The 17323-nt window shown below is 69.0% G+C and carries 16 protein-coding genes; 9 read left to right on the top strand and 7 right to left on the bottom strand.

Translation table 11 applies throughout. From position 1 onward, the window contains the following. Window positions 1-16: 16 nt before the first annotated feature. Together CAP40_RS00080 and CAP40_RS00085 are read right to left on the bottom strand one after the other, a co-directional pair. Complete coding sequence (locus tag CAP40_RS00080) at window positions 17-1411, bottom strand: class I SAM-dependent methyltransferase (protein WP_144034174.1); 1395 nt, start codon at window positions 1409-1411, stop codon at window positions 17-19. After that, window positions 1401-1757 carry a VOC family protein gene (locus CAP40_RS00085; RefSeq protein ID WP_086127338.1) on the bottom strand — a complete coding sequence of 119 codons (357 nt, stop codon included), beginning with the start codon at window positions 1755-1757 and terminating at the stop codon, window positions 1401-1403. Before CAP40_RS00085 ends, CAP40_RS00080 begins: the two co-directional genes overlap by 11 nt. A 72-nt stretch (window positions 1758-1829) precedes the next feature. On the opposite strand from CAP40_RS00085, the gene thrS reads away from it, so the two are divergent. From thrS to CAP40_RS00100, 3 genes are read left to right on the top strand one after another with little or no spacing between them, the layout of a single operon-like run. Then, window positions 1830-3830 carry a threonine--tRNA ligase gene (gene thrS / locus CAP40_RS00090; protein ID WP_086127339.1) on the top strand — a complete coding sequence of 667 codons (2001 nt, stop codon included), beginning with the start codon at window positions 1830-1832 and terminating at the stop codon, window positions 3828-3830. Then, entirely contained in the window at window positions 3827-4153 is a 327-nt protein-coding gene (locus tag CAP40_RS00095) for a YnfA family protein (RefSeq protein ID WP_086127340.1), read from the top strand. Before thrS ends, CAP40_RS00095 begins: the two co-directional genes overlap by 4 nt. Further along, window positions 4153-4602, top strand: coding sequence for an acetyltransferase (locus tag CAP40_RS00100; protein ID WP_086127341.1), 450 nt, complete (start codon window positions 4153-4155; stop codon window positions 4600-4602). Before CAP40_RS00095 ends, CAP40_RS00100 begins: the two co-directional genes overlap by 1 nt. Here the strand turns inward: CAP40_RS00100 and CAP40_RS00105 are convergent. Then, on the bottom strand, window positions 4568-6067 hold the full coding sequence (locus CAP40_RS00105; protein ID WP_086127342.1) for a glycosyltransferase family 39 protein: 1500 nt from the start codon (window positions 6065-6067) through the stop codon (window positions 4568-4570). The genes CAP40_RS00100 and CAP40_RS00105 overlap by 35 nt on opposite strands. Window positions 6068-6293: 226 nt before the next feature. Between CAP40_RS00105 and infC the strand changes: the two genes are divergently transcribed. The 3 genes from infC to CAP40_RS00120 all read left to right on the top strand — a co-directional run bounded on the left by infC (window position 6294) and on the right by CAP40_RS00120 (window position 8852). After that, window positions 6294-6827: a translation initiation factor IF-3 gene (gene infC, locus CAP40_RS00110; protein ID WP_086127343.1), complete on the top strand. Its 534-nt coding sequence runs from the start codon at window positions 6294-6296 to the stop codon at window positions 6825-6827. Further along, entirely contained in the window at window positions 6827-7687 is an 861-nt protein-coding gene (locus tag CAP40_RS00115; protein WP_086127344.1) for a family 16 glycosylhydrolase, read from the top strand. Before infC ends, CAP40_RS00115 begins: the two co-directional genes overlap by 1 nt. 670 nt (window positions 7688-8357) lie before the next feature. Continuing rightward, window positions 8358-8852, top strand: a complete 495-nt coding sequence (locus tag CAP40_RS00120; RefSeq protein WP_086127345.1) for an asparaginase domain-containing protein — start codon at window positions 8358-8360, stop codon at window positions 8850-8852. A 139-nt stretch (window positions 8853-8991) separates the two neighbouring features. Here the strand turns inward: CAP40_RS00120 and hutU are convergent, their stop codons facing one another. The 4 genes from hutU to hutI are packed head-to-tail and all read right to left on the bottom strand — an operon-like array spanning window position 8992 to window position 14151. Then, complete coding sequence (gene hutU, locus CAP40_RS00125; RefSeq protein WP_086127346.1) at window positions 8992-10647, bottom strand: urocanate hydratase; 1656 nt, start codon at window positions 10645-10647, stop codon at window positions 8992-8994. After that, entirely contained in the window at window positions 10644-11441 is a 798-nt protein-coding gene (gene hutG / locus CAP40_RS00130) for an N-formylglutamate deformylase (protein WP_086127347.1), read from the bottom strand. Before hutG ends, hutU begins: the two co-directional genes overlap by 4 nt. Continuing rightward, the gene (gene hutH, locus CAP40_RS00135; RefSeq protein ID WP_218822094.1) at window positions 11438-12967 is read right to left on the bottom strand and encodes a histidine ammonia-lyase; all 1530 of its coding nucleotides are present in this window, start codon (window positions 12965-12967) and stop codon (window positions 11438-11440) included. The genes hutG and hutH overlap by 4 nt, the downstream gene beginning before the upstream one ends. Further along, window positions 12964-14151, bottom strand: coding sequence for an imidazolonepropionase (gene hutI, locus CAP40_RS00140; RefSeq protein WP_086127348.1), 1188 nt, complete (start codon window positions 14149-14151; stop codon window positions 12964-12966). The genes hutH and hutI overlap by 4 nt, the downstream gene beginning before the upstream one ends. Window positions 14152-14335: 184 nt before the next feature. On the opposite strand from hutI, the gene CAP40_RS00145 reads away from it, so the two are divergent. The 3 genes from CAP40_RS00145 to CAP40_RS00155 all read left to right on the top strand — a co-directional run bounded on the left by CAP40_RS00145 (window position 14336) and on the right by CAP40_RS00155 (window position 17321). Next, a complete protein-coding gene (locus CAP40_RS00145; protein ID WP_086127349.1) occupies window positions 14336-15676 on the top strand; it encodes a formimidoylglutamate deiminase in 1341 nt (446 codons plus the stop codon). After that, window positions 15673-16365: a UTRA domain-containing protein gene (locus CAP40_RS00150; protein ID WP_086127350.1), complete on the top strand. Its 693-nt coding sequence runs from the start codon at window positions 15673-15675 to the stop codon at window positions 16363-16365. Before CAP40_RS00145 ends, CAP40_RS00150 begins: the two co-directional genes overlap by 4 nt. Window positions 16366-16436: 71 nt before the next feature. Further along, a complete protein-coding gene (locus CAP40_RS00155; RefSeq protein ID WP_086127351.1) occupies window positions 16437-17321 on the top strand; it encodes a LysR family transcriptional regulator in 885 nt (294 codons plus the stop codon). Window positions 17322-17323 lie beyond the last annotated feature (2 nt).

Genomic DNA, 17323 nt, shown 5'->3' on the forward strand with positions numbered 1-17323 from the left:
TGAATGTCGATCCGTCCTAGCCCTGCTTCCGGCACCACAGATGGAACATGCCCGCGAAGAGATGCGGGAAATCCACCTCCAGCCGGTCCCATAGCGCGAGGTCGTCCCGGTCCGCCGCCGTTCCGAAGCGCTCGGCGAAGCGCGCCCGCGCCTCGGGCGGGGCGTCGAGCATGAGCAGTTCGAAGCCCGCCGCCGCGAGCATCGCTCCGATCGCGGGCAGGCGATACCAATGCTCGCGAACATGGAAGCACAGGTCGCGGCAGCCGCTCAGCGTGTAGAAATCGTCGCTTTCCCGAAGCCGCGCGAGCGGCTGTTCCGGCGGCAAGGCGAGGACATGGGCACGGAAGGCGCGAATGCCCGCCGGGCTCGCATCCCAGCCATGTTCGGCGATCGCGCGATGCGCCTCGGCGATCCAGGCCCGGGCCCGCTCGCTGTAGAGCGCGACCCGCAGCACGCCGCCGGGCGCGAGCACCTCCGCCAGTGCGGCTAGCCCCAGCGCAGGCCGCTCCATATGATGGAGCACCCCGGTGCAGCTCACCAGGCCGAAGCGCCCGTCCAGCCGCGCCGCGTCGAGGATGTCGCCCTGCACGAAGCGAATCGTGTCGATCCCGAGCACCTCCGCCATGCGCCGGCCATGGGCCAGGCTGCCCGCGCTGAGATCGAGCGCGGTGATGGCGAGCGATGGATCCATCCGCGCCAGGTCGATCGGCTCGAACCCGGTGCCGCAACCGGCGACCAGCACCGCGACCGACCCGGCCTGCGGTGCGCCAAGGGCAGCCAGATGCGCCGCCACGGACACGCGCTCCCGCGTCGCCGCCGCACGCCAGCGCGGATAGGGACTGGCCTCATATTGCGCCCGCACCGCGCGGGAGACGCCATCTCCCGCATCGCCGAGCGAGGGCATCTCCGCCGCCAGCCGCCGCTCCTCGGCGATCTCGGCCGCCGCCGCCGCGGGGATACCCAGCGCTTCCCCGCCCCAGACATATTCGCTCGCAAAGGCCTGTGCCGCCAGGGCGTCGCGCAGCCCCGCCGGCAGCACCTGGCCGGCCAGCCATGCCAGCCGCGCCTCCATCGCCGGATGGACATTGATGCAGCGCGTGAGGAAGGTCGTCCACAACGGATCCTCCGCCACCACCGGCTCGGGATATTTCGCCAGCAGCATCCGCGCCGCGGCCCGGGCCAGCGATTGCGGGTCGACCGATCCGGCATGCAGGCAGGTCACCAGGTCCGCTTCGAGCTGCGGCGGCCATCCAGTGAGCGAGAGCCGGCCCAGCAGCTCGGCATAGGCCGGCGCCGCCCCCTCGGGGTCGAGCGCCAGTGCCCGGCTCAGCATCGGCAGCGCCTGGCCGAACCGGCCCTGGCGCGCGGCCTCCCCGGCCATGCCCAGCAACTGCGCGGCTTCAGGATGCAATGCGGCCGATCCGCACCAGCGTCCCGTCGGGATCGCTCACCGCGAACTCGTAGCAGCCCCAGGGCTTCAGGCTCGGCCCTTCCTTCTCGATGACAAGCTCGCGCACTCCCGCCGCCACGCCGTCGACATCGTCGGTGTAGAGATAGATGCCGAACGGATTGTGCCCCGGCACCAGCCAGCCGGTCACTGCCTGGTTGAGGTGCAGATGCCAGCCCTTGCCGTCCTCGAGGATGCGATAATCGCCATAGTCGCCGGTCAGGCGGAAGCCCAGTCTTTCGTAGAAGGCAGTGCTCGCGACCAGGTCGTTCACGGGAAGGATCGCGGTGGCACGATGTGAATCGGTCATACGGCTTGCCTATATTGCGTCCGCGAAGGCATAAGCCGCGCTCCTTAAACACTCCAGAGAAAGTCCCGACCCGTGTCCGAGATGTTCCGCATAACGCTGCCCGACGGTTCCGTCCGCGAGGTAGCCCCGGGGACTACCCCGGCGGACATCGCCGCCGCGATCGGCCCGGGCCTGGCCAAGGCCGCGCTCGCCGCGCGCGTCGACGGGGAGCTGCGCGACATCGGCCGCCCGTTCGAAGGCGACGCCCAGCTGGCGCTCGTCACGGCGAAGGACGAGAAGGACGCGCTCGAGCTCGCCCGCCACGATTATGCGCACATCCTTGCCGAAGCGGTGCAGAACCTCTTCCCCGGCACGCAGATCACCTTCGGCCCGGCAACGGACGACGGCTTCTATTACGACTTCGCCCCCAAGGACCGGCCCTTCACCGAGGAAGACCTGCCGGCGATCGAGGCCGAGATGCGCAAGATCATCGCCGCGGATGCGCCACTCATCCGCGAGGTCTGGTCGCGCCAGCAGCTGATCGAGCGCTGGACGAAGCAGGGCGAGAGCTTCAAGGCCGAATGGGCGCAGGAACTGCCCGAGGGCGAAGAGCTGACCGTGTACCGCGCCGGCAAGGGCGACGACGCCTGGCTCGACATGTGCCGCGGGCCACACCTCGCCTCCACCGGCAAGGTCGATCCCAACGCCTTCAAGCTGACCCGCGTCTCGGGCGCCTATTGGCGCGGCGACCAGAAGAACGCGATGCTCTCGCGCATCTACGGCACGGGCTGGCTCAACAAGAAGCAGCTCGACGAGCACATGATGCGTCTTGAGGAGGCCGCCAAGCGCGACCACCGCAAGCTCGGCCAGGAGATGGACCTGTTCCACCTCCAGCAGGAAGCACATGGCAGCGTGTTCTGGCACCCGAACGGCTATGTCATCTACCGCGCGCTCGAGGATTACATGCGCCGCGCGGTGAACGGCGCGGGCAGCAAGGAAGTAAAGACGCCGCAGGTGATGGACGCGCGCCAGTGGGAGCAGTCCGGCCACTGGGGCAAGTACCGCGAGAACATGTTCGTCATCCCCGACGAGACGCCGAACATCGAGGACGAAGGTCCGATGGTGTCGGAAGACGTGCAGTGGATGGCGCTCAAGCCGATGAACTGCCCCGCGCACATCCTGATCTTCAAGCAGGGCATCAAGTCGTATCGCGACCTGCCGCTCCGCCTCGTCGAGAATGGCTGCTGCCACCGCAACGAGCCGCATGGCGCGCTGCACGGGCTGATGCGCGTCCGCCAGTTCACCCAGGACGACGGCCATATCTTCTGCCGCGAGGACCAGATCGTCGATGAGGTGCAGGATTTCTGCCGCCTCGCCGACCGCGTCTACAAGGACTTCGGCTTCAACTATTCGATCAAGCTGGCGCTGCGCCCCGACAATCGCTTCGGCACCGAGGAGATGTGGGACCAGGCCGAGACCGAGTTGCGCGACGCCGTGGTCCGTGCCGGCATGGCTACGGAAGAATATGGCTGGGAAGAGCTGCCCGGCGAAGGCGCCTTCTATGCGCCGAAGCTGGAGTGGCACCTCACCGACGCGATCGGCCGCACCTGGCAGGTCGGCACGATCCAGTCGGACCGCGTGCTGCCCGAGCGCCTCGACGCGTCCTATGTCGGCGAGGATGGCGAGCGCCATCGCCCGGTGATGCTGCACCGCGCGATCTTCGGCTCGTACGAGCGCTTCATCGGCATCCTGATCGAGCATTTCGCCGGCAAGCTGCCGGCCTGGCTGGCCCCGACCCAGGCGGTGGTGGCAACGATCGTCTCGGACGCCGACGACTATGCGCACGAAGTGACCCGGAAGCTCCAGGCGGCAGGCATCCGCGTAGTGAGCGACCTTCGCAACGAGAAGATCAACTACAAGGTGCGCGAGCATTCGGTCGCCAAGGTCCCGAACCTGCTCGTCGTCGGCAAGCGCGAGGCCGAGGAAGGCACCGTGGCGCTGCGCGTGCTGGGCTCGCAGGGGCAACAGATGCTGAGCCTCGACGAGGCGGTGGCGAAGCTGGTGGCCGAGGCGACTCCGCCCGACCTCGGATGAACCCGGCCACGCTCGCGATCTACGCGGCCGCCGCGCTGGCGGAGATCGCGGGCTGCTTCGCCTTCTGGGGCGTGCTGCGGCTGGACAAGCCCGCCTGGTGGCTCGTTCCCGGCGGCGCCTCGCTCGCCCTGTTCGCCTGGCTGCTCACCCTGAGCAGCGCGGACGCCGCGGGGCGCGCCTATGCCGCCTATGGCGGGATCTACATCCTGGCCTCGCTCGGCTGGCTGGTGCTGGTCGAGCGGGTGCCGCCCACCCGCTGGGACCTGGCCGGCGCGGCGCTGGCGGTGCTCGGCTGTGTGGTCATCCTGTGGGGACGTCGCTGATGGCCCATATCCGCCCCGGCACCGCAGTGGACGTCCCGCGCGCGCTGGCGATCTGGCGCGCCGCGGTCGACGCGACGCACGGCTTCCTCTCGAGCGAACATCGCGCCGAGATCGACACGATCGTCGCCGAGCAGTTCCTGCCCGTCGCCCCCCTCTGGCTGGTGGAGGACGATGCCGGCAGGGTGCAGGGCTTCCTCGCCATGGACGGCGCGATGATCGACGCGCTGTTCGTCGACCCCGCCGCGCATGGCCGGGGTTTCGGCACCGCGCTGGTCGATCATGCGCTGGCGCTCTCGCCGGATGCGCTGGTCGATGCCAACGAACAGGCGGACAACGCCCTGCCCTTCTATCTCGCCCGTGGCTTCGAAGTGATCGGCCGCTCCGAAACCGATCCGCACGGCCGGCCCTATCCGATCATCCACCTGCGCCATGCGGGGGTGCCGGCCTGACCAGGCACAGGCGCACGGGGACCTGCGCCCCGAGCAGCAGGCCCCGCGCGCGCAGCCAGGCAAGCGGCGCCGGTTCGTGCCGCTCGAAGTTCGCCTCGCGCAGCACCTGCCTGCCCGCGCACGGCACCTTGCCGAGCGTGAGCAGGTCCCGGCGCGGCGCTTCCCCGCCCAGCGGCAGCGCGGCGGCGCCGGGGACGAGGGCGAAGGTCCGCCGCGTCCATTCGTCGGTCGCGAGGCTTCCAGGGCGTGCGGTGGCGATCCAGCCCGCGGCGGCGGCCCGCGCCGATGCGAGATCAGGCTGGTCATAGGCCATCAGCAGCGCGCGGCCGGCCAGCAGCGCGAAGAGCGCCGCGACGATCAGCCGGCCGCCGTCGCGCCAGGCCCGCGCCCCGAGCACGCCCAGCGTCGCCGCCGCCGCCGCATAGGCGAAGGGAAACATGCGCGGCTTGGGATCCACCGCCAGCACATAGGTGAGCAGCACGAAATGGAGCAGCGCCGCGATCGCGACCAGGCGCAGCCACCGGTCGCGGCGCCAGGCCCGCCACCGCGCCGCCGCGAGCGCCAGCGCGCCGCACAGCGTCAGCCCGCACAGCGGATCGGCGAGCAGGTTGAGCAGCGGGTCCACCGTCCAATGGACATGGATGCCCATGCTGCGCCGCCAGTTGCGGATGAAGTCGAGGTTGAGCAACGGGCTGCGGCTGGTGTCCACGCCCGCCGCCAGCTCGGTGGTGGGAATGCGGCCATGGTGGAGCGAGAGCTTCCAGCCATATAGCGGGTCGCCGGTCGCCATCGCATAGGCTAGCGCCTCGATGCCGAGCAGCGCCGCGGCCGCAGCGGCGAAGGGCAGTGCGAGCCGCCGCCGGTCCGGCGCCAGCATCAGCCAGCCCAGGCCGAGCAGCGGCAGCAGCGCCAGGCTGCTCATCCGCGTCATCACGGCCAGCGCCAGCATCGCCCCCGCCCCCGCCGCCCAGCGCGCATCGTTCCGCTCGAGCGCGATCTGGATGGCGAGCAGGCAGGCCATGGTCCAGGCGAATTCGGGCTGGTCGACCAGCGGCTGGAGCGCGTTGAGCGGGAACAGCGGAGTCAGCGCCAGCGCCGAGCCCGCCAGCATCGCCGCCGCGGCGCCGAAGCGGCGCTCGACATTGGCGACGAACAGCAGCAGCCCCGCCACGGTGTAGAGCAGCGGCACCAGCCCCACCGTCCAGGGGCCCTCGCCGGACAGGGCGAGCACGGCGCCCATCGGCGCCACCAGCGGAAACCGCGCCGCCCAATGCGTGTCGGGAAGACAGAGGCCGTGCCGGGCCACGCACCGCGCCGCTTCGAGATAATACCAGTCGTCGCCGCCGCCGCCGACATAGGGGCGCGGGAACAGCAGGACGAGCCCGAGCAGCAGCGCGAGCGGCACCGCCCAGGCGGGCATGCGCCACCCGGTCTCGCTCGATTCGATCGCGGCGATGCGCGCCATGCCCTGCCCTTTCGGACGCCTTCATGGCCCGGCCGGTCCTAAGCCATCGCTAAAACCGGGCTTGCAGGCAGTGCCTCTACACCCGATATCTGCGGTTGCCGGGCCACAGTGCACGGAATTTCGGCGGAAATGCAGGCATCGGACTACCCGAGTGCCGCATCCTGCGTTATTGAGCCGCCCAAACCCTGAGTCCGCAACAACAGGAGCAAGTCGTATACGTCCGCCCATGAATCGCCGCTCGATGGTGGCACCGCCGATGAACGGTCCGCGGTTTAACGAATTCATTCAGTCGCCCAAGGTCCGCGTGATCGACCATGAGGGTGAGAATCTCGGCGTGATGTACACGCGCGAGGCGATGGAACAGGCGCAGGAGCTTGGACTCGACCTGGTCGAGGTGTCCCCCAATGCGGACCCGCCCGTCGCCAAGTTCCTCGATGTCGGCAAGTTCAAGTACGAGGCGCAGAAAAAGGCGAACCTCGCCCGGAAGAGCCAGAAGACGCAGGAGATCAAGGAGATCAAGATGCGTCCGAACATCGACGATCACGATTACGACGTGAAGATGAAGGCGATCCACAAGTTCATCGGCGAAGGCGACAAGGTGAAGGTCACCCTGCGCTTCCGTGGCCGCGAGCTTTCGCACGGCCAGCTCGGCATGGCGCTGCTCCAGCGCGTCCAGCAGGACTGCGCCGAGGATGCCAAGGTCGAATCCTATCCGCGCATGGAAGGCCGCCAGATGCTGATGGTGCTGGCGCCCAAGTGATGCGATGCGGCGCTCTGGCGGCGGCACTGCTGCTGCCGGGCGCCGCTTCCGCCCAGACGATCCAGGCCCCGCTCTCCACTGCCCATGCCGACGCGCCGATGGCGGTGCCGCCGGGCTATGCACGGGTCTGGTCCGACGAGTTCGACGGCAAGCGCCTCGACCCCCGCAAATGGGCCTATGACACCAGCCGCAACAAGGAAGGCTGGTGGAACAACGAGCTGCAATATTACGCCGCGAACCGCCGCGAGAATGTCCGCCTCGAGCGCGGCAGGCTCGTCATCGAGGCGCGCAGGGAGCGGCTGAGCGGCCGCGCCGATCATGGCGGCCAGGACTATAGCTCGGGCAAGATCCAGACCCGCGGCCGCGCCGACTGGACGGGCGGCTTCATCGAGGTCCGGGCGAAGCTCGCCTGCGGCAAGGGGCTGTGGCCGGCGATCTGGATGCTCGGCAGCGACGAGAAGGCCGGCTGGCCCGGCCTGGGCGAGATCGACATCATGGAGCATGTCGGCTGGGATCCCGGCCGCGTCCATGGCTCGATCCACACCAAGGCCTATAATCACGTCATCAAGACGCAGAAGACCGCCCAGGCAATGGTGCCGGACGCCTGCACCGCCTTTCACGACTATCAGCTGGACTGGAACCAGGATCGCATGCTGATCGGCGTGGACGGCCGCGCCTTTCTGCGCTTCGACAACGACCACAAGGGCAATCCCGACACCTGGCCCTTTGCCGGCCCGCAATATCTGATCCTCAACGTCGCGGTCGGCGGCTGGGGCGGCGACAAGGGAATCGACGCCGATGCATTCCCTTCACGCATGGAAGTCGAATACGTCAGGGTCTGGCAGAAGAAGCGGGACTAGCGGCGCGCCGGGGGAAGGCACTGGCGCAGAGGTTACTTCCGCGATGGCCTCGGCTCCACTCCCATCCCCGCGAAAGCGAGGATCTCACGCGATGACGTCGCCTCTTCCACCGTCATGCTGAACTTGTTTCAGTATCCCACTCCCCTCAGGCGATATCGCTCGTGGAAGGTAGGGCCCTCAAGCAAGCCAAGGGCGGGGCGATGGTTTGGCACAAATCACTTGACATGATGAACCATATGGGTTAGCACTGCACCCGTCCCGCCTGCCAGGCCAGCATGCGGACACAGAAGGCCGGTGGATGCACGTTGCAGCCACCGGTGGACCGGCGCGGAGCCGTTCGGCACAAGTCGAAGCTTCGCCGCATTGCCCGCTGCAGAGCCCCTTGCCTCAAAAACTACCCCTGACCCTTTCCACGGCCGCAATACAGGGGAGGCACGCCGCAGCATCAAGTCTCGACGCGACACGCCACCAATGCCAACCAACCATCGTCGTCGAGCGCCGAGCGCCTGGAAAGAGAACGCGCCGGTCCTTCCTTCCGTCATCCCCCGGCTGCCCAATGGCAGACCGGGACAGACGCGCTTCCCAACTCTCCATCTCCCCGCCAGCGGGACCAGGGAAATGACGGTGGGAGGTGCTTTTCCTGTTCTTCGAACCGGCGTAAGGGCCGCGCATGACCAGCACCCAGCCCATCCTCGTGCTCACCACCGGCGGCACGATCGACAAGCAATATTTCGACGCCTCGAGCAAATACACGATCGTCGGCACCATGGTGACCCGGCTGCTCGAGCTGGGCCGCGTGCTGCATCCCTTCGAGGTCGAGGAAGTGATGCGCAAGGACAGCCTGGAGATGGACGATGCCGATCGCGCCCTGATCGCGTCGCGCGCCGCCGCATCGGATGCGAAGCGCATCGTCATCACGCACGGTACCGACACGATGACCGAGACCGCCAAGGCGCTGACCGGCATCGAGGGCAAGACGATCGTGCTGGTCGGCGCGCTCGCCCCGGCACGCTTCGCCGAGAGCGATGCCACCTTCAACCTCGGCATGGCCTTCGCCACCGTCCAGGTCGCGAGGCCGGGAGTCTATATCACCATGAACGGCACCGTGTTCGAAGCCGGCAAGGTGGTGAAGGACCGCGAGGCGGGCAGGTTCGTGGAGATTTGAAGGGCAACGTTGCAACGCCCCCAGACCGTCACCCTGAACTTGTTTCAGGGTCCAACTTTCCACGTGCCGTACCGCTTGAGGCAGGTTGGATGCTGAAACAAGTTCAGCATGACGAAGGGGAAAGGACGATGGAATCGCCCTACAATATCCCCGGCAGGTTCAGTCCCTTCTCCCGCGCGCAATCGATCGCGATGTCATAGCCCGCATCGGCGTGCCGCATCACGCCGGTCGCGGGATCGTTCCACAGCACCCGCTCGAGCCGCCTGGCTGCTTCCGGCGTGCCGTCGGCGACGATCACCATGCCGGCATGCTGCGAATAGCCCATGCCGACGCCGCCGCCATGATGCAGCGAGACCCAGGTCGCGCCGCTCGCGGTGTTGAGCAGCGCGTTGAGCAGCGGCCAGTCGGAAACCGCGTCCGATCCGTCGCGCATCGCCTCGGTCTCGCGATTGGGGCTGGCGACCGATCCGCTGTCGAGATGGTCGCGGCCGATGACGATCGGGGCCTTGAGCTCGCCCGACGCCACCATCTCGTTGAAGGCCAGACCCAGCCGGTGCCGGTCGCCCAGGCCCACCCAGCAGATGCGGGCGGGAAGCCCCTGGAAGCGGATGCGCTCGGCGGCCATGTCGAGCCAGTTGTGGAGATGCGCGTCGTCGGGCAGCAGCTCCTTCACCTTGGCGTCGGTCCTGGCGATGTCCTCGGGATCGCCCGAGAGCGCGGCCCAGCGGAACGGCCCGACCCCCCGGCAGAAGAGCGGGCGGATATAGGCGGGGACGAAGCCGGGGAAGTCGAACGCATTGGCCACGCCCTCGTCGAGCGCGACCTGGCGGATGTTGTTGCCGTAATCGACCGTCGGCACGCCCGCCGCATGGAAGTCGAGCATCGCGCGGACATGCCGTGCCATGGCGGCCTTGGCGGCCCTGGCCGTCCCTTCCGGATCGCGCTCGCGCCGCTCGATCCACTCGGCGACGGTCCAGCCGGCGGGCAGATAGCCGTTGACGGGGTCATGTGCCGAGGTCTGGTCGGTCAGCAGGTCGGGGCGGATGCCGCGGGCGAACATCTCGGGCAGGATCTCGGCCGCATTGCCGAGCAGGCCGACCGAGACCGGCTTGTCGGCGCCGTGGATGATCGCGAGCGCTTCGTCGATCGTCTCGGCAGCCCGGTCGAGATAGCCGGTGCGCAGGCGCATCTCGATCCGGCTGGGCTGGCACTCGATGGCCAGGCACGAGGCGCCCGCCATCACCGCCGCCAGCGGCTGTGCCCCACCCATGCCGCCCAGGCCCGCGGTGAGCAGCCAGCGCCCCTTCAGGTCGCCGCCATAATGCTGGCGGCCCATCTCGGCGAAGGTCTCGTAGGTGCCCTGCACGATGCCCTGGGTGCCGATATAGATCCACGAGCCGGCGGTCATCTGGCCATACATCGCCAGGCCCTTGCGATCGAGCGCGTTGAAATGCTCCCAGGTCGCCCAGTGCGGCACGAGGTTCGAATTGGCGAGCAGCACGCGCGGCGCGTTCTCGTGTGTGCGGAACACGCCGACGGGCTTGCCCGACTGGATCAGCAGCGTCTCGTCGGCTTCGAGATCGCGCAGCGCGGCGACGATCCTGTCATAGCTCTCCCAGTCGCGGGCGGCGCGGCCGATGCCGCCATAGACGACCAGCTCCTCGGGCCGCTCTGCGACATCGGGGTGCAGGTTGTTCATCAGCATGCGCAGCGGCGCTTCGGTGAGCCAGCTCTTTGCGGTGCGTTCCGTGCCAGTGGCGGGCTTGATGATGCGGCTGTTGTCGAGGCGAGTCATTCCGGGGCTCCGGCGAAAGTGAGACAGGCGGTGAGGATCTGGGCGAGCGCGTCGCGCATCGGCGCGGCGCGGGCTTCGTCATAGGGGGTGGGCCAACATGCTTCGTCGAAGCCGGCGGGCTCGTCGATATAGCCGCGGCAGGCCAGCTCCATCTGGATGGCGTGGACGCCCCGTTCGGGCCGCCCGTAATGGCGCGTGGTCCAGCCGCCGCGGAAGCGCCCGTCGGTCACCTGGCTCCAGGGCGTCGCGGCGCAGGCGGCTTCCACGGCCTGGCGCAGGGCCGGGGCGCAGGTCGTGCCGCCATTGGTGCCGATGTTGAACTGCGGCAACTCGCCCTCGAACAGCCGCGGCACATGGCTGCGGATCGAATGGGCGTCGTAGAGGACGAGCCTGGGGTGGATCGTCCGGAGGCGGGCGATCTCCGCCTCGATCGCGGCGTGATAGGGGTCGAAATAAGCGGTGCGCCGCCGGGCGATCTCGTCCGCATCGGGGTTCTGGAGCGGCTCGCCGTCGAAGGTGGTGGTGGGGCAGAGCTCGGTCGTCGCCTGACCGGGGTAGAGCGAGGCGCCCGAGGGATCGCGGTTCACGTCGATCACGCTGCGGGAAATGCCGGTGCGGATCGTGGTCGCGCCGAGGCCGGCGGCGAAGGCGTAGAGCCGGTCGATCCACCAATCGGCGTCCTTGCGGGCGAGCCAAGGTGAGGGGAACGCGACCTCCGCCGGAATGTCCGTCCCGGTATGCGGGAAGGCGACGATCAGCGGCGCTTCGCCACGATGGACCTCGAGCCAGTTCATGCGACCCCCGGCAACGCGATTCCCGCCGCCTCGGCCACCGCGCCGGCGCGGACCAGCGCAGTCGCGGCCTCGATGTCGGGATGGAAGTGCCGGTCATGGTCGAGCGTCGGCACGTCGCGCCGCAGCCGGGCGCGGACGCGTTCCAGCGCCGCGGAGGAGGCGAGCCCGGCATGGAAGTCGCAGCCCTGGGCAGCGGCGAGCAGCTCGATGCCGATCACCGCGCCGGCGTTCGCCGCCATCTCGAGCAGGCGGCGGGCGCCGTGCGCGGCCATCGAGACATGGTCCTCCTGGTTCGCCGAGGTCGGGATCGAATCGACGCTGGCCGGCGTGGCGCGCTGCTTGTTCTCGGAGACGAGCGCCGCGGCGGTCACCTGGGGGATCATGAAGCCCGAATTGAGCCCCGGCCGGGGCGTGAGGAAGGCCGGCAGGTTGGACAGGGCCGGATCGACCAGCATCGCGATCCGGCGCTCGGCGATCGAGCCGATCTCGCAGATCGCCAGCGCGATCATGTCCGCCGCGAAGGCCACCGGCTCGGCGTGGAAATTGCCGCCCGACAGCGCCTCGTCGGTCTCGGGGAAGATCAGGGGGTTGTCCGAGACGCCGTTCGCCTCGGTCTCCAGCGTCGTGCCTGCCTGGCGCAGCAGGTCGAGCACCGCGCCCATCACCTGGGGCTGGCAGCGCAGGCAATAGGGGTCCTGCACGCGCGGATCATTGTCGCGGTGCGAGGCGCGGATCGCGGAGCCGGCCATCAGCGTGCGCAGCGTCTCGCCCACCGCGATCTGGCCGGGATGGCGGCGCAGCCGGTGGATGCGCGGATCGAACGGCGCGTCGGTGCCCTTGGCCGCCTCGGTCGAGAGCGCGCCGGTCACCAGCGCCGCCTGGAACAGCGTCTCGGTCTCGAACAGCCCGGCCAGGGCGTTGGCAGTGGAGAATTGCGTGCCATTGAGCAGGGCGAGCCCTTCCTTGGGCCCGAGCGTCAGCGGGGTAAGGCCGGCCTCGGCCAGCGCCTGCTCGGCCGGCAGCACGCGGCCGCCTGTTTCGATCTGCCCGACGCCGATCATCGTCGCGGCCATGTGGGAAAGGGGGGCGAGGTCACCGCTCGCGCCGACCGACCCCTGGCTCGGCACCACCGGCGTGAGGCCCCCGGCCAGCATCGCTTCGAGCAGCGCCACCGTCGCCGGCCGCACGCCCGATGCGCCCTGGGCGAGGCTCGCGAGTTTCAGCGCCATCATCAGGCGGACCACGGGAGCAGGCGAGGGCGCGCCCACGCCCGCGGCATGGCTGAGCACGATATTGCGCTGGAGCGTGGCCAGGTCCTCGGCCTCGATCTTCACGCTGGCGAGCTTCCCGAAGCCGGTGTTGATCCCATAGACGGGTTCGCCATGCGCCAGGATGCGCGCCACCGCGGCAGCGCTTTCGGCGATCCGCGGGTTGGCGGCGGGATCGAGCTTCGGCACTGCGCCGCGCCAGATCGCGCGCCATTCGGCCAGCGGCACCGCGCCGGGGATCAGCAGGATTTCGGTCATTGGCCCTTCCAGATGCGGGCATGGAGCGGGTTGAGCCCCATGCGATAGACAAGCTCGGCCGGCCGCTCGACGTCCCAGATGGCGAGGTCGCAGGACTTGCCGGGTTCGATGGTGCCGATCTCGTGGTGAAGGCCCAGTGCCCGGGCCGCCTCGCGGGTCATGCCGGCCAGGCATTCCTCCACGGTGAGGCGGAACAGCGTCGCGGCCATGTTCATGACGAGCAGGGGGCTGGTGAGCGGGGAGGTGCCGGGATTGCAATCGGTGGCGAGGGCGATCGGCACCCCCGCGTCGCGCAGCGCCTGGATCGGCGGCAATCTGGTCTCGCGGACGAAATAGAAGGCGCCGGGCAGGAGCGTGGCCACCGTGCCCGCCTCGGCCATCGCCGCGATCCCGGCATCGTCGAGAAATTCGAGATGGTCCGCCGACAGCGCGCCATGGGAAGCGGCGAGCGCGGCGCCATGCTGGTTGGAAAGCTGCTCGGCATGGAGCTTCACGCGCAGCCCATGCGCCCCGGCCGCTTCGAAGACCCGCCGGATCTCGTCGGCAGTGAAACCGATATTCTCGCAAAAGGCATCCACCGCATCCGCCAGCCCGGCCTCGGCCACCGCCGGGATCATCGTCTCGCAGACGAGGTCGACATAGCCGGCGCGATCGTCCGCATATTCGGGCGGCAGCGCATGCGCGCCGAGAAAGGTCGTCGCGATCCGGACCTTGCGCGCCTGGCCCAATGCCCTGGCCGCGCGCAGCATCTTAAGCTCGCCGTCGAGCGAGAGGCCATAGCCCGACTTCACTTCGACGGTGGTCGCGCCCTCGGCGATCAGCGCGTCGAGCCGGGGCAGCGCGCCCGCCACCAGCTCGGCCGCGCTCGCCGCCCGGGTGGCGCGCATCGTCGAGACGATCCCGCCGCCGGCCCGCGCGATCTCCGCATAGCTCGCGCCCTGGAGGCGCAGCTCGAACTCGTGCGCGCGGTCGCCGCCATGGACCAGGTGCGTGTGGCAATCGATCAGCCCGGGGGTGATCCAGCGCCCCTTGCAATCGACTGTCTCGATGGCGTCGGGCGCCTCGCTGGCCGGGCCGACCCAGGCGATCCGGCCCGCCTTCGCCGCCACGGCGCCATGCTCGACGATGCCCATCCCGGGGCCCGCCATCGTCGCGATCCGTGCATTGGTCCAGAGTCGGTCCATGCGCGCATCCTTGCCTGTTGGATTGATTATGTCTAGACATAATGAAAGGCCTGTCGCACACTTTGTCCGTCATCCCGGCGAAAGCCGGGATCTCGCGCGGCCCTTGCCCCGCAATCGCCTGAGATCCCGGCTTCCGCCGGGATGACGGAAATGGGGCGGGAATGACGGGAATGGGAAGGCCTGGATGGATCTCTGGTTCGAAACCGCACTGCTCCCCACCGGCTGGGCCGGGCGCGTTACCGTGCGCATTGCCGAAGGGCGCATTTCGCACGTGCTGGCCGGCACCGATCCGGCGGCCGGTGCCGAGCGCCACCGCGTCGCGATCCCCGGCCTCGGCAATGTGCATAGCCACGGCTTCCAGCGCGGCATGGCCGGGCTCAGCGAGCGTCGCGGCCGGCCCGACGACGATTTCTGGAGCTGGCGCGAGATCATGTATCGGTTCCTCGACCGGCTCACGCCCGAGGACATCGCCGCGATCACTGCCCTGGCCTATGCCGAGATGCTCGAGACCGGCTATACCCGCGTCGGCGAGTTCCACTATCTCCATAACGACATAGACGGCGCACGCTATGCCGATCCCGCCGAGACCGCCGGCGCGATCGTCCATGCCGCGGAGCGGACCGGCATCGGGCTTACCCTGCTCCCCGTATTCTATGCCCATAGCGATTTCGGCGGACTGCCCGCCAAGCCCGGCCAGCGGCGCTTCCTCTCGGATATCGACGGCTTCGCGACGCTGGTCGAGGCGAGCAGAGCCAAGCTTCCCGCCGACGCAGTGCTGGGCGTGGCGCCGCACTCGCTGCGCGCGGTCACGCCGGAAGAGCTCCGGGCGGTCACGGCGCTGACCACCGGTCCGCTCCATATCCATGCCGCCGAGCAGACCAGGGAAGTAGAAGCCTGCCTCGCCTGGAGCGGCGCGCGGCCCGTGGAGTGGCTGCTCGACAATCTGGGCATAGGCCGGCGCTGGACGCTGATCCACGCCACCCATCTGACCGGGGCCGAGGCCGACCGCCTCGCCGCTTCGGGCGCGGTGGCGGGCCTTTGTCCGGTCACCGAGGCCAATCTCGGCGACGGCATCTTCCCGGCCGAACGCTATCTCGCGGCCGGGGGAGCGATCGCCACCGGGACGGACTCCAACATCCAGATCGACGCCGCCTGCGAGCTCCGCGCGATCGAATATTCGCAGCGCCTGTCGCTCCGGCGCCGCGCGATCCTGTCGCCCGAAGGTGCCTCGGTCGGCGAGACGCTGTTCCACGCGGCGCTCGCGGGCGGGGGGCAGGCGCTCGGTGTCGAAACGGGGATTGCGCCGGGCGCTCCCGCCGATATCGTGAGCCTGAACATGGACCATCCAGGCTTTGCCGGCGCTTCGGCCGACACGCTTCTCGATCGCTGGATCTTCGCGGGCCGCGCCGGCGCGATCGACTGTGTCTGGCGCGCGGGCACGCTGCAGGTCGTGGGCGGAAAGCACCGGGGGAGCGAGGCTATCGCTAGTCATTATCGCAAAACCCTGGAGCGCCTGCTCGGGTGACGCTGCAGGAACGCATCCGCTCGGACATCGAGGAGCGCATCCGCTCGGGCGCGCTGCGCCCCGGCGATCGCATCCCCTTCGAGCATGAACTGGTGGCGCATTATGGCTGCGCGCGCGCCACGGTCAGCAAGGCGCTGGAGCGGCTCGCGCATGCCGGGCTGATCGAGCGGCGCCGCAAGGCCGGTTCCTTCGTGGCGCATCCCCAGGTCCATGCCGCGGTGCTGGCGGTGCCCGATCTCGCACAGCTGATCGCGGCGCGGGGCGAGCGCTATGGCTGGGCGCTCGACACCTGCCGGGTGGTCAATCGCGATCCGGATATCGAAGTCTCCGGCATCCCGGCGCCCGCCTTGCTGATCGAGGGCGTGCATTTCGCCGGGGAACAACCCTTCGCGCTCGAGCGCCGGCTGATCGCGCTCGATACCGTGCCCGTCCCGCGGGCCGACACGTTCGAGACCGAGGCGCCCGGCTCCTGGCTGCTCCACCATGTCCCCTGGACCGATGCGCGCCACCGCATCCGCGCCGTCTCAGCCGGCGGCCCGCTGGCCAGGAAGTTGAAGCTCGACGCCCATGCGGCCTGCCTCCAGGTCGAGCGCTGGACCTGGCGCACCGGCCGGGCAGTCACCTTCGTCCGCCAGACTTTCCCGGGGGATCGCTACGATCTGGTCGCGGAGTTCACGCCGGGGGGATGATTCTCCCCTCCCTGGAAGGGAGGCGAGGAACGGGCCTTTCCCCTTTTCGCGCAGTTCGATAGGCTGGCTGGATGAACCTGCGGCACATCGAAATCTTCCACGCCGTCTATGTGAACGGCTCGGTCAGCGGCGCCGCGCGCGCGCTCAACGTGTCGCAGCCCTCGGTTTCCAAGATGCTGCGGCATGCCGAGAGCCTGCTCGGCTTCCAGCTCTTCCACCGCACCAATGGCCGCCTCGTTCCCACCGAGGACGCGCACACCCTGTTCACCGAGGTCTCGGAGATCCAGGACCGCGTCTATGCGCTGCGCGAGGCGGGCCGGAACCTCAAGCGCGGCGCGGGCGGGATGCTGCGCATCTCGGCGCTGCCGTCGCTGGCCCTCAATGCGCTGCCCACCGCCGTCTCGCGCTTCATGCGGGGGCATGAGGGAGTCCGCTTCGATCTCCAGACCGTCCATCACGACGACCTGCTGCGCAAGCTCTACGAGCGCGAGACCGATGTCGCGATCGCCTATGAAGTGCCCCATGCCGCGCCGATCGGCCATCGCTGGCTGGGCGAGGGCGAGCTGGTGGTGCTCTATCGCGAGGAGGACATGCCCGATGCGCCGCCGCGCATCGAGCTTGAGCGGCTGCGCGGGCGCCCGTTCATCAGCCTCGCCAACAGCGGCCCGATCGGCCAGCTGTTCAGCCAGGAATGCGCGCGCCTGGAGCTCGATCTCGACGAAGTCATCTCCGCGCGCACCTTCTACATCGCCACCGCACTTGTGGCCCAGGGCGTCGGGATGACGGTGGTCGACAGCTTCACCGCGCAGGCCTCGCTCGTTCCCGGGCTGGCGATGCGCCCGCTCAAGCCGCAGCTCACGTTCGACGTGCATGCGATGTTCCTGCTCAATCGGCCGCCCACTGCGCTGGCCACCGATTTCCTCAAGGCGCTCGCCAAGGTCATCGATACGCCATAACG

The sequence above is a fragment of the Sphingomonas sp. IBVSS2 genome (genome assembly GCF_002127225.1).
In the GTDB taxonomy this organism is placed as follows: domain Bacteria; phylum Pseudomonadota; class Alphaproteobacteria; order Sphingomonadales; family Sphingomonadaceae; genus Sphingomonas.

Excerpts from the sequence above, each read along its gene's own strand:
- CAP40_RS00085 (WP_086127338.1), bottom strand. The coding sequence starts at position 1,757 with ATGACCGATTCACATCGTGCCACCGCGATCCTTCCCGTGAACGACCTG.
- CAP40_RS00095 (WP_086127340.1), top strand. The coding sequence starts at position 3,827 with ATGAACCCGGCCACGCTCGCGATCTACGCGGCCGCCGCGCTGGCGGAG.
- CAP40_RS00100 (WP_086127341.1), top strand. The coding sequence starts at position 4,153 with ATGGCCCATATCCGCCCCGGCACCGCAGTGGACGTCCCGCGCGCGCTG.
- CAP40_RS00105 (WP_086127342.1), bottom strand. The coding sequence starts at position 6,067 with ATGGCGCGCATCGCCGCGATCGAATCGAGCGAGACCGGGTGGCGCATG.
- infC (WP_086127343.1), top strand. The coding sequence starts at position 6,294 with ATGAATCGCCGCTCGATGGTGGCACCGCCGATGAACGGTCCGCGGTTT.
- CAP40_RS00115 (WP_086127344.1), top strand. The coding sequence starts at position 6,827 with ATGCGATGCGGCGCTCTGGCGGCGGCACTGCTGCTGCCGGGCGCCGCT.
- CAP40_RS00120 (WP_086127345.1), top strand. The coding sequence starts at position 8,358 with ATGACCAGCACCCAGCCCATCCTCGTGCTCACCACCGGCGGCACGATC.
- hutU (WP_086127346.1), bottom strand. The coding sequence starts at position 10,647 with ATGACTCGCCTCGACAACAGCCGCATCATCAAGCCCGCCACTGGCACG.
- hutG (WP_086127347.1), bottom strand. The coding sequence starts at position 11,441 with ATGAACTGGCTCGAGGTCCATCGTGGCGAAGCGCCGCTGATCGTCGCC.
- hutH (WP_218822094.1), bottom strand. The coding sequence starts at position 12,967 with ATGACCGAAATCCTGCTGATCCCCGGCGCGGTGCCGCTGGCCGAATGG.
- hutI (WP_086127348.1), bottom strand. The coding sequence starts at position 14,151 with ATGGACCGACTCTGGACCAATGCACGGATCGCGACGATGGCGGGCCCC.
- CAP40_RS00145 (WP_086127349.1), top strand. The coding sequence starts at position 14,336 with ATGGATCTCTGGTTCGAAACCGCACTGCTCCCCACCGGCTGGGCCGGG.
- CAP40_RS00155 (WP_086127351.1), top strand. The coding sequence starts at position 16,437 with ATGAACCTGCGGCACATCGAAATCTTCCACGCCGTCTATGTGAACGGC.